This window comes from Candidatus Izemoplasma sp. (assembly GCF_982632705.1).
This window is the reverse complement of sequence record NZ_CEXEES010000041.1, coordinates 1-13,709: the sequence shown is the minus strand read 5'-3', so window position 1 is coordinate 13,709 and position 13,709 is coordinate 1. Positions and strand designations below refer to the sequence as shown.

Here is a 13,709-nt window from a genome sequence, read left to right as displayed (position 1 = left end):
ATCGACGCTGTTGGAGCTGGTGATGGAGAATTTGTATTGGTTGTTGGTGGATCATCTGCCAGATTAACTGATGTAACAAAAGACAAACCAGTAGACGCTACAATTATGGCAATAATTGATTATGTTGATATTGAAGGTAAGAACATCTTCAGTAAGAATAAGAAGGAGATGTAATTATGAAAATCGCAATTGGCTGTGACCATGGAGGTTACGAGTTAAAAGAAAAGATAAAAGAATACTTATCAAAAGATCTTTATATCGAATTTGAGGATTTTGGTACATACAATAAAAACAGATGTGATTATCCTGATTACGCGTTTTTAGTAGCACAAGCAGTCGCTTCTAAAAAATGTGATTTTGGAATCATGATTGATGGAGCTGGAATCGGTTCTTGTATGATGGCAAATAAAATTCCTGGAGTGTTAGCTGCGTGTGCAAACGAAGTATATACTGCAAGAAACAGTAGACAACATAACGGTGCTACAGTCTTAACTATGGGTAGTATGGTTATTGGTGAAGGTGTTGCCAAAGAGATAGTTAGAACATTTATCTCAACTAAATTCGAAGGTGACAGAAACAAACAAAGAGTACAAAGTATTTTAAATATTGAAAAACGTTTACTAAATAGGGGGTGATTCCATGCGAATGGCTAGAGTTATTGGTATGGTTACATCAACAGTAAAAGTAAAAGAAATTAAAGGTGTTTCACTACTTGTGATCCAACCTGTTAATGGTAAGTACGAAGAGATTGGTACACCAATAGTTGCCGCAGATAACTACGGTGCTGGAGTAGGAGAATTTGTTTTCTATTCAAAGAGTAAAGAAGGGGCAATGAACCTTCCTATACCCACGGCCTGTGTTGACGCTGGAATCGTTGGAATTATCGACAGTGTTTACGTAAAATAAATATCTAAAACATAAACCTAATAGAGGTGATTTTATGCAACTTGCAAAAGTAGTAGGTAACTTAGTTTCTACTCATAAAAATGAATTATTAAAAGGTAAAAAGCTTTTACTTGTCCAACCCATTGACGAACAATTGGTTCCTTTTGGGGCTGAAATGGTCGCAGTTGATGGTGTTGGAGCAGGTATTGGAGATACAGTCCTTATATTAGCTGAAGGTGGAAGTGCTCGTATGATCACAAACGCTACAAGCAATATTGCACCAATTGAGTTATGTGTCGCTGGAATCGTGGATTCTGTGAAAACAGAAGCCGAATATAAAGTTTTTAACTAAGAAGAGATGATTATATGAAACTAATAGATAAGATTATTGCACAGGCAAAACAAAACATAAAGACAATTGTCTTACCAGAAGGTAAAGACAAGCGTGTGATTGAAGCTGCGTTAGAGCTTCATAACAACTCAATTGTTAAAGTAATTGTTTTGGTTAATTCAAACGACATGACAAATGAACACACAGCACTTCAAAACACTGGAATAGAAGTTGTAGTGATTGAAGAATCACCACAATTACATCAGTATAGTTCACTTCTTGTTGAGTTAAGAAAAGCAAAAGGAATGACAAAAGATCAAGCAGATAAACTTGTTAGAAACCCTTTATATCACGGGGTAATGATGGTAAAAAACGGAGATGCAGATGGAATGGTAGCAGGAGCTATCAACTCAACTGGAGACGTTTTTAGACCTGCATTGCAAATATTAAGAACTGCCCCTGGTGTTAAGATTGTTTCAACGTTTTTCTTAATGGATGTACCTGACACTACATTTGGTAGTAATGGAATATTCGCTTTTAGTGATTGTGGTTTGATTGTGGAACCAAATGCAGATGAACTAACTGAAATAGCAATTCAAACTGCAAAATCATTTGATTCATTAACAAAAGAAGAACCAAGGATTGCAATGTTATCTTTTTCGACTCTAGGTAGTGGTAAAGGTGATAATGTAACAAAGATGGTTGATGCAAAAAATAATGTTCAAGCAAGATTTCCTAATTTAAAAATAGATGGTGAATTACAGTTAGATGCTGCAATAGTACCAGAAGTTGCTAAAATAAAAGCACCACATAGTAGTGTTGCCGGAAAAGCAAATGTTCTTATATTCCCTGATCTTCAATCAGGAAATATTGGATATAAACTTGTTCAAAGACTTGCAAAAGCAGATGCGTATGGACCAATCACACAAGGACTTGGTGGACCTGTAAATGATTTATCAAGAGGTTGTTCAAGTAGTGATATCGTTGCTGTAGCTGCAATAACTTCATTGCAAGCAAGTAAGTAAATAGAAATAAAAAAACCAAACGGAGATGAATAGTCTCCTTTTTGTTTGTATTTTTTATATCTATCGAACCCATTATAATCAACACTATTTATAGTACTGTGATATAATTCTAATTAAGAGTGTTTTAAAAATGTATTTATAACATAGGAGGTTTTACAATGGCTCATAAAACAGGTCGAGGTGGATATAAGAAACTCGCAGAACGATTAGACCGATTTCCACATGGTATAACTGAAAATGAAACAATGTATAAAATCTTCTCGGTGTTATTTACTGAAGAAGAAGCTAGATTATTATCAATGTTACCAATAGGTGCTTTTAATGTTTCACTAGCTGTGAAACGATGGAAGAAATCAGAAGAAGAAAGTAAAAGTATCTTGGATGATATGGCTTCAAGAGCTGTACTACTTGATATCTATAAAGGGGACGAGGTTCAATATTTATTACCTCCACCTATGATTGGATTCTTCGAATTTTCAATGATGCGTATTGGAACGCATTTAGATCAATCAGTTCTAAGTGAACTATTCTATGAGTATGTAGTAAAAGAAGATGAATTTGTAACGAGTTTAATGACTCTTGATACACCGCTTGGTAGAGCGCTAGTACAAGAGGAATCAATCAATGATAATACACTACACGTTATGGATTATGAACGTGCATCAGAAATTGTAAACAATGCAAAAGTAGTCGGACTTAGTACTTGCTATTGTAGACACGTAAAAGAACATCTAGGAGAAGATTGTGATGCACCTAAAGAAACATGTTTGACTATTAGTAATAGTGGTGATAGTTCTTTGATTCGTCATGGATATGCTAGAGAGATATCCAAAAAAGAAGCTTTGGATATCATTCAATTATCAAAAGAACATAACTTAGTACAATTCGCTGAAAACGTTCAAAGTAATGTTAGTTTTATATGCAACTGTTGTTCTTGTTGTTGTGAAGTATTATCCAATGTTAAAAAACATGGTTTTACAAGTGCCATAAACTCATCAAATTATATTTGTGAAATCACTCCAAAGGATTGCACTGGTTGTAGTAAATGTATAAAAGTATGTCCTGTTGGAGCAATTACTTTACAAGACTCAACAGCTGAAGGAAGAAAGAAAATGGCTGTTGTAGATGAGGATATGTGTATTGGTTGTGCTGTGTGTGATCGTTCTTGTAGTTTTGATGCATTAGAAATGGTACATAGAGAGAAACGTGTGTATACTCCAGTAAACATGAATCAAAAACTAATTCTTCAGGCAATAGAAACAAACAAATTACAACATCTTATATTCAGAGATGAAGAGAAGTTAAGTCATAGATTCCTTGCTTCTGTACTTGGTGTTATTCTAAGATTACCACCAGCAAAACAATTACTAGCTAGTAAGCAATTACGTTCAAAGTATCTTAAGAAGCAAATTAAAGAATACAATGAACGTGCCAAAAGTTCTTAATGAAAATATTGAGCATAACCATCAAGTGGTTATGCTTATTTTATGACTGAAAAAATATGACAAATTGTCATAACTTGTGTATTGTATAAAAATCTATGAGAAATTATAATTATAAATAGGAATTGAGGTGTTTTAATATGAAAACAGAATTAAGTGGTTTTTTATCAAAGCAGAAACCAGTTATAAAAAAACTAGTATCAGATTTATCTAAAGATTTTAAGTATGTTAGTGTTTTAGGTACTGATACAATTGGAACAGATTATGGAGTTACAAGGATTTCGAGTAATGTCGGTGATACCAACTGGTGTGAAAGAGGATTTGTAATTAGAGTATTTAACGGTGTGAACTATAGTGAGTATTCTTTTAATACGTTGGAGGATATTGATTTGGTACAAGAACGTATTACTACAATAGCCAAAAACGATATTGAAGTATTGAACGCAAAAGGAATCAACTTAATGGAGTTTCCTTTAATAGAAGACGATCATATGATTGATGAGTTCCATACAGAGTATGAAATCAATCCATTTGAGATTAGTGCAGAAGATAAATTATCAAAAATGACTGAATTAATGAAGATAGGATTGTCAAAATCTGAAGAATTTGTTGATTTCAGAGTGAACTTCAATGAAGTGAAAATATCAAAAATATTTATCTCTACAGAAAAAGACTTAGCACAAAGTATCTTATATACCGTTGCGACAGTTGTTGCGATTGGTAGACATGATGGACAAATCAGATATGACTTTGAAAGTGTTAGTGGATTAAAAGGATATGAATTACTAAAAGAAGTAGAAGAAAAAATTGATGTTGTATCCGAAAGTGTTATTAAATTATTTAACGCTAAAAGAATTATCCCTGGAGATTACGATGTAATTTGTGATCCAGGTGTAAGTGGATTAATTGCACATGAGGCATTTGGTCATGGTGTTGAAATGGATATGTTTGTAAAAGACAGAGCCAAAGGGCAAGAATTCATAGGGAAACCTATCGCAAGTGAGAAAGTAAATATGCGAGATGGAGCTCTAAGTGAATACGAAGTAGGAACATACTTATTTGATGATGAAGGTACACTAGGTACTGATACATTAATCATTGAAAATAGTATCCTTAAATCAGGTATAAGTGATTTATTAAGCGCATTGAAACTTGGAACAACACCAACTGGAAATGGACGTAGAGAGAGTTTTGAAAGAAAAGCATACGCAAGAATGACAAACACGTTCTTTGAACCAGGAGAAGAAACATTAGACGATATGATTGCATCTATCGATAAAGGGTACTTCTTAATTGGTTACTTCAGTGGAATGGAAGATCCAAAAAACTGGGGAATCCAATGTATGGTTGCCAAAGGATTAGAAATCATTGATGGAAAACTGACAGGTGAAGTAGTTAGTCCAATCATGATGACTGGATATGTTCCAGACTTACTAAAATCAATATCAATGGTTTCAAACAAAGACGATTTAGTGTTAAGTGGTTCTGGAGCGTGTGGTAAAGGTCATAAAGAATGGGTTAAAACATCTACAGGTGGTACATACATTAAAGCTGTCGGGAGGTTAGGTTAATGAAAAATATAATTGAGTTATTAAATTCAAAGACAAATGTTGATGAATATAAAATAACAAAAAGAGAAACTACATCGACAGAATTATTCTTTGTAAAAGATCAACTTCAAATGAACAGAGGAAAAGATGTTACACATATAAACATTACTGTATACAAGAACTTTGAAGAAGATGGAGTTAAGTATAAAGGATCAAGTGTAACTAAAGTAGACCCAACAAATACAATAGAAGAAATAAGTAAGAAAATAGATACTGCAGCTCTTGCAGCATCATTCATCAAGAATCAGTATTACGATTTAGTTGATCCGACAAACGAAGATATTCCTGTTATTACGAGCAAGTTTAACGAAGGAAATATAGTTAAACATATTAGTAATCTTGTAAGTGATTTATATAGTGAAGACAAACAGTTTGGTGCTTTTATAAACTCAACTGAATTCTTTATCAATAAAAACCATACAACAATAATTAATTCAAAAGGAGTAAATGTATCTTTTGATTCATACAATGGTGAGATTGAAATAATCACAGAAGCCAAAGGTGAAAAAGAGAGTATCGAAATATATGAGGTTCTTGAATTTTCAGATTATGACTCAGCTTGGATTAAAGAAAACATTAAAGATGCCTTATACAAAGCATCATTACGAACAAAGGCTATTCCTTTACCTAAATTAAAAGATGTACCTGTTATACTAACTGGAGAAGCAGTACAAGCATTCTTTGGATATTATGCATCAAAAGCATCTGGAGCGATGGTATATCAAGGGATATCACAATCTAAGATTAATGATATAGTTCAAACTGGAGACATAACTGGAGACAAAGTATCAATTACTGTGAAACCTGAAATTCCAAATAGTCCATTTAGTAGTTATGTTGATCCTGATGGCTTAGTTATGAAAGATGTTGAGTTGATTAAAGAAGGAAAACTATTAACATTTATTGCAGATAAACGTTACGCAGATTACTTAGAGATAACTCCAACTGGTAATATGAACACAGCCGTTGTTGAACTTGGTAGCACAGAGTTTTCAAGTATGTTGCAAGGTCCGTATCTAGAATTATTAAACTTTTCAGATTTCCAAATGGATGATATAACTGGAGATTTTGGTGGAGAAATCAGATTAGGTATTTACTTTGATGGTGAAAAACAAATCCCTGTGACACTAGGTAGTATTAGTGCCAATATAAAACAAGTGGAACAAGATATGGTTTTTAGTAAGGAATCACAAAAACTAAATAGAATGATTGGTCCAAAAGCAATTAAATTAAACAATATAAGTATTGCCGGTAATTAAAGAAAAACTAAAAAGAAAGAGGCAGATTATCTGTCTCTTTTTGTTTGTTTTACAAACTATTACAAGCGCTTACTAATTGATATACTTTTAAATAAAACATCTATAATATTATAGTTTGAAATTTATACTATAAACTATTGAAAAAGGATATATATATGTGTATAATACACAAGACAAAATATTAGGAGATGAATTTATGACTTATAGAATTAAGAACAAATATTTAGTTGTGGTTGGGGCATTAACTGCTCAAATGGCAATTGGAGCTTTATATGCATGGAGTTTATTTAATAAGCCTATATCAAGTGCATTTAATTGGGACTTCAACTTAGTAACAACTACTTATGCTATTTCATTAGTTTCATTTGCGTTAACAATGATTTTCTCAGGACGTTTACAACTTAAAAAAGGACCAAGATTTACAGCGTTAATTGGAGCGCTTTTATACAGTAGTGGTATATTACTATCTTCATTCATTACTTCACCATATATGTTATTTTTAACATATGGAGTTATGGCTGGATCAGGGGTTGGATTTATTTATGTTTGTCCTTTATCAACATTAGTAAAATGGTTCCCAACTAAAAAAGGAACAATAACTGGAGTTGCAACAGCAGCATTTGCAGTTGGGGCAATTATGTTCAAACAAATCATTACTATGTTATTAGATATTTCAGATACAACTGTTTATACAGAAGCAGCTGTTTCAAGCACATTCTTAACATTAGGGATTATTTACGCAGTTATGACAATCGGTGGGGCTCTATTATTAGATGTACCTGATGATGTTACAATAGCAAAGAAATCTATTCATGATGGTAGAGATTACGAGACAAAAGAGTTACTTCGTACTCCTAATTTCTATAAACTATTATTTAGTGATCTATTAGCATTAATGCCTGGATTATTAATTATTGGTTTAGCAAAAGATATTGGAACTGAATATATTGGATTAAAAGATACTTACTTAATTTCAGCAGCTGGTTTGGTTGGATTCTTGGCAGCGTTTAATGCAGGTGGACGTTTATTATCAGGACGTTTAGCAGACAAGTTCGGTGCTTTGAATGTATATAGAATCATGTATTTGGTTACTATCGTTTCGTTGGCGTTCTTAAGCTTTGTACAAGTAATTCCAGTAGCAGTAATCGCAATATTCTTTATTGGTGTTGGGTATGGTTCATTCTTATCACTTGTACCAACAATTACAGGGAAATTGTTTGGACCTAAGAACTTTAGTTCAAACTACAGTTTAATTTTCCAAGCATATGGTGCAGCTGCACTTCTTGGAATCTTCTTAAAGAAAAGTGTATCATTTGAACAAGCATTTATGATTGCTATGGGGACAGCGATTGCTGGACTAATAGTAGCAATGACTATCAAAGATAAACCAGATTCTGAATAATTTAGTTAAACATAAAACCCTCTAGAATTACTAGAGGGTTTTTTTATGCAAAATATGTAGGGTATGTTAAAATAATACTTGATTGGAGTGATAGTATGAAGTTAATATCATGGAATGTAAATGGATACCGTGCGTGTCTAAAGAAAGGCTTTGCGGATTTCTTTAGTGAAGTGAACGCTGATATCTTTGCGATACAGGAAACAAAAATGCAGGAATATCAGAATGAAGTTCATTATGATGGGTATTATGAGTACTGGAATGACGCTGATAAAAAAGGATACTCTGGGACATTGATCTACACAAAAGTAGAACCAATAAACGTTATGTATGGTTTACCAGATGATTCTTATAACGATGAAGGTAGAATGATAACTTTAGAATTTAAAGACTTCTATTTTATTACTACATACGTTCCTAATTCAAAAAGGGAATTACTACGTCTTGATTACCGAATGAAGTACGAAGACAAAGTAAGAGAATACTACAATGATCTTCAACAGAAGAAACCAGTTATATTATGTGGAGATTTGAATGTAGCTCATGAACCAATTGATTTAAAAAACCCAAAATCAAATCAAAAGAATGCAGGGTACACGATAGAAGAACGTTCAAAACTAACAGAATTGCTCTCTACAGGATTTGATGATACTTTTAGAACTCTTTATCCTGAAAAGATTAAATACTCGTGGTGGAGCTACATGAGACAAGCTAGAGATAGAAACATAGGTTGGAGACTAGATTACTTTTTAACATCATCAGAATTAAAGAGTAAATTAATAGATGCAGACATTTTAAATGATATCCACGGTAGTGATCATTGCCCTGTCGTATTAGATATTGAATTATAGAAAGAAGTGATAATATGTTATTTATTGAATATCCAAAATGTTCAACAAGCAATAAAGCAAAGAAATGGTTGAACGATAATGGAGTTACATATATTAAAAGAAATATCAAAGAAGAGAATCCAACCTTCGATGAGTTGAAGGAATGGTTTAAAACTTCAAAACTTGAAATAAAAAGGTTCTTTAATACAAGTGGGAAATTATATAGAGAACAAGGTATAAAAGATAAAATATCAAGCGCAACTATTGATGAACTTCTTGAAATATTAGCACAAGATGGAATGATGGTTAAAAGACCCATTTTCATTGGTGATGATTTTGTCCTAGTCGGATTTAAAGAAGAAGAATGGGGTTCAGCTATTCTTAAGAAGTAATCAAAATATGAAAAGCATTCCGATTATCCATGGGGAATGCTTTTTTGATACAATGTTTTGATATTCAAACAAAGTTGACTTTTTCACTGAAATCGTTTACACTATCGTTAGTGAAAAAAAATAAAAGGAGAGATTTTTATGAAACTTAAGCATCATTTATGGGGAGCATTAGTAATTATTATCGTCGCGTTATTTTTAACTTCAGTAGTATCAAAAACTGACGCAGTATTAGTACCAGGTGTAGTTGAAGTACACAGTGATTCAGAAACAACAGTATGGAACTTAATGTGGGAAAACTTATTTACTAACATTCCTACAGACGATTCAATCGAAGACATCGGTGCATTTGGGATTGTTGGAGATCCAGCAGCAGCAATGGTTGATGAGCATGGAACTGGGAATTCATTTGTTTCAGGTTTATTAGGGTTAATACCTGTATTATCAGTAATAGCAGGAATCTTATTAACTACAGTTGTTAAAGTTAAAAAAGAATTCTTATACATTCCTTTCGCATTAGTATTTGTAAGTGTAGTAACTTTATGGTTTACAGCACCTTCAAAACTAAATGGTGTGGAATCACTTTATAACACAATAATGACTCCACTAGGAACTCTTATGAAAGATGGAACAGTATTCTCTATGGGTATTGGATTCTTTGTATTATTAGTTGGATCATTATATGGTATCGTTGCATTAGTATTAAACAAAATGGAAATTATAGAAGAATAATCAAGTTATTTAAAACCACCAAATTTGGTGGTTTTTTTTATGAAAAAAAAAGAGACCAGGTCTCTTTTTTAGTTACACTTTAGAACCATGCTTTACACATTGCTCGTTTTTGTGTCTATGTCCTCCGTGATGTCTATGATGTTTTACCTCAGGTAGTTTCTCAAACAACCTACCAATTGTTTCAATCGCAGCACTCAATTCCTTTTCTTCATTTTCATTAAACACAGCAAATCTATTCTCAATATATACATCATGCTGCACTAATATTTCCTCAACAATAGTATTTCCTTTTGTTGTAAGAGATAAAGTTCTTTTACGTTTATCTTCTTCATCTAATATTCTTTCGATTAAACCTTTTGCCTCCAGTAAGTCTACTACATATGTAAACGAACCCTTTTCTAGTCGTAAATGACGACCATATTTTCTCATTGGCTTATTTGGGTCTTTGGTTAGTGCCATTAATAATTCAACTTCCTTTTTGTTAATCTTCATAGTGAGTTGAGGTTTAAACCCTTTGTGGATTTCGTGGGAAAACTTTCTTAATACTGTAACATCAATCATACTTTCATCTCCTTTGTTTGAATTCAAACTAATTATAGTACGACGCTTTCCTTATGTCAATACTTTTTTGTTCGAATTCGAACAAAAGTTCAAAACTTGTATATCTAAAAAGTATATTCTGTGATATATTATTGTAAATAAAGGTGTAAATTGTTTTGTTATACAGTATAATGTATAAAGAGAAATTATTGCATAATTATTTCAAAGTGAATAACTTAATCTATAGAAAATTGAAGGTGAAACTATGTTTGCATTATTATTATTTGTAATAAATATAGCTGTGTCCATTTTTGGTATTTATTTTTATGATTATCAGATAGACAATGCTATCAACGATCCACTAGTAATCCTTTTAAGTATATTGGCCGGGACATTAGTTATGCTTTTCTTGTTCTTTGCATATATCGAAATATTGTTTCAGTTGGTTGCAAAAAGATTACCTATTAATTCAAAACTTAAACACTATTTTGCTAAGCATATAATGAGCGTTCCTTTGTTTCTTACTAATACAAGAACAAAAGTAGTGGGATTAGAAAATCTTCCTAAAGATCCAGGATTCTCAATATACTCAAACCATACATCAATGTTTGATATTCCGGTGTTTATGTATAAACTAAAGAAATATCCTGTTGCTTTTCTAGCTAAACAGTCAGTGAATGACGTATTCGCCATAGGTAAGTGGACACCTCCACTTGGTTGTGTAATGATTGATAGAGAGAACTCGAGAAAAGGTGCAGAATCAATCATCAAAGTAATCAAAAATGTAAAAGCAGGTTCAACAATGGTTGTCTTTCCTGAAGGAACAAGAACTACAGAAATCGGGAAACTGATTGAATTTAAACCAGGTTCATTCAAAGTAGCTTTAAAGAGTAAAGCACCACTTGTACCTGTTACAATATCTAAACCTGCAAACTTTAATAAAATACTTTGGCCATTTCCAAGACGTATTACATTAGTGATTCACAAACCAATTCCATTTGAAGAGTTTAGAAAAATGACTTCTGTGGATTTAGCTGTTCAAGTTAAGGAAATTATTAAATCAGCATTATAAAACTAAAACACAATCAAGTTTTGATTGTGTTTTTTTATTTAACTTTTTCAAAAAGGAGAAATAAACCTCAAATAATTGTATATATTTATATAATCCTTCTTTGGGACACATCTAAATACATAGTGTGGTAAAATACTTATATGAAAGGATGTGGTGTAATGACTGATCTGAAAGCGATAGAAAATATATTAAGTGGAAATCGTAATTCTTTTTCATTTTTAATGGATAAATATCACAATGAGTTATTTAAGTATATATATAATATTGTAAATAATTACGAAACGACAGAAGATGTACTTCAAGAAGTATTCTTGAAACTGTATAACATTCTCCATAAATATAATTCGGACAAAGCATCCTTTAGAACTTGGATGTATCGTGTTACTAGTAATTATGTTATAAACTATATTAATTCAAAAGAATATAGGCAGAATGGCACTTTGGAGTTTAAGGACTACACAACGACATCATCTGAAGATATAGAAAAAGATATAGCAAAAGAAGAGCAAATAAACTCAATATTGAAGGTCATGAGTTCAATATTGAGTAAGAAACACTATAAAATAATGTTGCTTCATTATTTTAGTAATTTATCAGTAAAAGAAATCAGTGAATCAACTGAGATTCCTGAGAAAACAATATATAAGGCTATAAAAACCAGTATAGCAAAAATAAAATTGGAGGTGGAATAAATGGAAAAATTCAATCGTAAAATCGACACATCAAGAATGGAAATTAGTAAGCAAAAAACGATGGATTTTGTTATGGATAATGTACAATCAAAATCCTCTTCAAAATCATTCATTCTTAAGAAACTTCCTATAATGATTACATCATTTATTCTAGTTCTTGCGTTTACCCTTGTACTATCAAGTTTAAAATCACCAACAATCTCAACTACAACAGTGCTTGGGGCGTATGAATCAGAGAAACTAGCAGAAGTTTCATATATATCTGGTTCAATCATAGCAACATCCTTAACAAGCACTGTAGTAAATAATCAAATGTTTCTGGGGTATGTTGATGAAACTGAATTTGAAGGAAGTATTGATGAGTTTAATCGATATTTTGACATGTTGAAAGTGTTTATTGATGACGGAAGTTTTGAAGATGATATCACAGTGACAGATTTAGAGAATGATAATTACCAATCAAGTATTATTTTTGAAGCAGATTCTCAATCATTCGAATTTAAAGTTTCAATTGAGAATGAAACTCTAACAGGAGAACTTATTGTTGATGGTATAACGTTCTTAGTAGAAGGAACTTTTACTCAAAATGATGATGAGTTATCTTTAGAGTTTAAAGCTTCACAAGGAGACAATTACATTGAAATTAAATACGAAGTAGAATCTGAAGATGATATAGAACGAAAATATGAGATCAAGCAAAACATTAACTCTGTTTATACTGAAAAAGAAATCAAAGTGAAAATAGAAGATGACGAGTTCAAAGTTGAAATGAAAGAAAATAACGATGAGTATCAACTAGAAGCAGAGTATGAAAATGGTGAACTGGTATATAAACTTGAGTACAAAATAAATGGAGTCGAGGGAGAAGTTACCATTATAGAGAGTATTGATGATTTTGGAACAACGGTCTACTCGTATATCATTGAAGAAAATGGTAAACATAGTGAAATTGATTTAGAAGACCCAGACGAAGATGATGAAGAAGATGAAGAGGATGAAGAGGATGAAGAGGATGAAGAGGATGAAGAAGATAAAGAAGATCAAATAAACTATATTCCTCCAAAAAGAAAAGAAAGTTCTATCTAAAAGGAGAAATTAGAATTAAATTATTGTATATATTATAAAAGGAGCGATAAAATATGAAAAAAATATTATTATTAGCATTAACATTAACACTAACATTATTCATTAGCGCATGTACCAATGAACAAATTGAAGGTCTACTTGCATTATCAAGTGAGGAGTCATTAGCATCTTTATCTTACCTATCAACGGGTATTCTAGATGTAAAAACTGATGAACCCGTAGCGTTTACTCCAAAAAGATTATCAACTATCAATAACAATGATGAAGAATCAACGGAAATTGAGACTGAAATTGATGATGTAAATATTTATATGGATAAACTAAAAGCATTTATTGACAACGGTCCAGATGCATTTGGACAAATTGTTGAAGAAGTCTCAGATAGAGTTGAGTATGCAAATATGCAGTTAATCACTG

At 32.0% G+C, this 13,709-nt stretch carries 17 protein-coding genes; 16 read left to right on the top strand and 1 reads right to left on the bottom strand.

Annotation, left to right across the window (positions count from 1 at the left end):
• From AC2LE6_RS06345 to AC2LE6_RS06290, 12 genes are all read left to right on the top strand, one after another.
• Complete coding sequence (locus tag AC2LE6_RS06345; protein WP_484478421.1) at positions 1-174, top strand: EutN/CcmL family microcompartment protein; 174 nt, start codon at positions 1-3, stop codon at positions 172-174.
• A 2-nt stretch (positions 175-176) separates the two neighbouring features.
• Entirely contained in the window at positions 177-635 is a 459-nt protein-coding gene (rpiB, locus tag AC2LE6_RS06340; protein ID WP_484478420.1) for a ribose 5-phosphate isomerase B, read from the top strand.
• A gap of 4 nt (positions 636-639) precedes the next feature.
• Positions 640-906 carry a EutN/CcmL family microcompartment protein gene (locus tag AC2LE6_RS06335; RefSeq protein ID WP_484478419.1) on the top strand — a complete coding sequence of 89 codons (267 nt, stop codon included), beginning with the start codon at positions 640-642 and terminating at the stop codon, positions 904-906.
• 34 nt (positions 907-940) lie between these two features.
• Entirely contained in the window at positions 941-1,237 is a 297-nt protein-coding gene (locus AC2LE6_RS06330; RefSeq protein WP_484478418.1) for a EutN/CcmL family microcompartment protein, read from the top strand.
• Positions 1,238-1,251: 14 nt separating this feature from the next.
• Positions 1,252-2,241 carry a phosphate acetyltransferase gene (pta, locus tag AC2LE6_RS06325; protein ID WP_484478417.1) on the top strand — a complete coding sequence of 330 codons (990 nt, stop codon included), beginning with the start codon at positions 1,252-1,254 and terminating at the stop codon, positions 2,239-2,241.
• Positions 2,242-2,399: 158 nt separating this feature from the next.
• On the top strand, positions 2,400-3,686 hold the full coding sequence (locus AC2LE6_RS06320) for a 4Fe-4S dicluster domain-containing protein (protein ID WP_484478416.1): 1,287 nt from the start codon (positions 2,400-2,402) through the stop codon (positions 3,684-3,686).
• A 137-nt stretch (positions 3,687-3,823) separates the two neighbouring features.
• The gene (locus AC2LE6_RS06315) at positions 3,824-5,254 is read left to right on the top strand and encodes a TldD/PmbA family protein (protein ID WP_484478415.1); all 1,431 of its coding nucleotides are present in this window, start codon (positions 3,824-3,826) and stop codon (positions 5,252-5,254) included.
• Positions 5,254-6,552 carry a metallopeptidase TldD-related protein gene (locus tag AC2LE6_RS06310; RefSeq protein ID WP_484478414.1) on the top strand — a complete coding sequence of 433 codons (1,299 nt, stop codon included), beginning with the start codon at positions 5,254-5,256 and terminating at the stop codon, positions 6,550-6,552. The genes AC2LE6_RS06315 and AC2LE6_RS06310 overlap by 1 nt, the downstream gene beginning before the upstream one ends.
• A 196-nt stretch (positions 6,553-6,748) precedes the next feature.
• On the top strand, positions 6,749-7,954 hold the full coding sequence (locus AC2LE6_RS06305; protein ID WP_484478413.1) for an L-lactate MFS transporter: 1,206 nt from the start codon (positions 6,749-6,751) through the stop codon (positions 7,952-7,954).
• Between the two features lie 95 nt (positions 7,955-8,049).
• Positions 8,050-8,802, top strand: a complete 753-nt coding sequence (locus AC2LE6_RS06300) for an exodeoxyribonuclease III (protein WP_484478412.1) — start codon at positions 8,050-8,052, stop codon at positions 8,800-8,802.
• 14 nt (positions 8,803-8,816) lie between these two features.
• Complete coding sequence (locus AC2LE6_RS06295; protein WP_484478411.1) at positions 8,817-9,173, top strand: arsenate reductase family protein; 357 nt, start codon at positions 8,817-8,819, stop codon at positions 9,171-9,173.
• A 138-nt stretch (positions 9,174-9,311) separates the two neighbouring features.
• Entirely contained in the window at positions 9,312-9,902 is a 591-nt protein-coding gene (locus AC2LE6_RS06290; protein WP_484478410.1) for a hypothetical protein, read from the top strand.
• Between the two features lie 72 nt (positions 9,903-9,974).
• On the opposite strand, the gene AC2LE6_RS06285 is transcribed toward AC2LE6_RS06290, so the two are convergent.
• The gene (locus AC2LE6_RS06285; protein ID WP_484478409.1) at positions 9,975-10,463 is read right to left on the bottom strand and encodes a MarR family winged helix-turn-helix transcriptional regulator; all 489 of its coding nucleotides are present in this window, start codon (positions 10,461-10,463) and stop codon (positions 9,975-9,977) included.
• Between the two features lie 244 nt (positions 10,464-10,707).
• Here AC2LE6_RS06285 and AC2LE6_RS06280 point away from each other — a divergent pair, with 244 nt between their 5' ends.
• The 4 genes from AC2LE6_RS06280 to AC2LE6_RS06265 form a co-directional block, all read left to right on the top strand.
• Positions 10,708-11,514 carry a lysophospholipid acyltransferase family protein gene (locus AC2LE6_RS06280; protein ID WP_484478408.1) on the top strand — a complete coding sequence of 269 codons (807 nt, stop codon included), beginning with the start codon at positions 10,708-10,710 and terminating at the stop codon, positions 11,512-11,514.
• Positions 11,515-11,672: 158 nt separating this feature from the next.
• On the top strand, positions 11,673-12,206 hold the full coding sequence (locus tag AC2LE6_RS06275; RefSeq protein WP_484478407.1) for an RNA polymerase sigma factor: 534 nt from the start codon (positions 11,673-11,675) through the stop codon (positions 12,204-12,206).
• Positions 12,207-13,292, top strand: a complete 1,086-nt coding sequence (locus AC2LE6_RS06270; RefSeq protein ID WP_484478406.1) for a hypothetical protein — start codon at positions 12,207-12,209, stop codon at positions 13,290-13,292. It begins immediately after the preceding gene.
• Positions 13,293-13,345: 53 nt separating this feature from the next.
• Positions 13,346-13,709, top strand: a 364-nt coding sequence (locus AC2LE6_RS06265) for a hypothetical protein (protein WP_484478405.1), incomplete at its 3' end; no start/stop codon positions are given.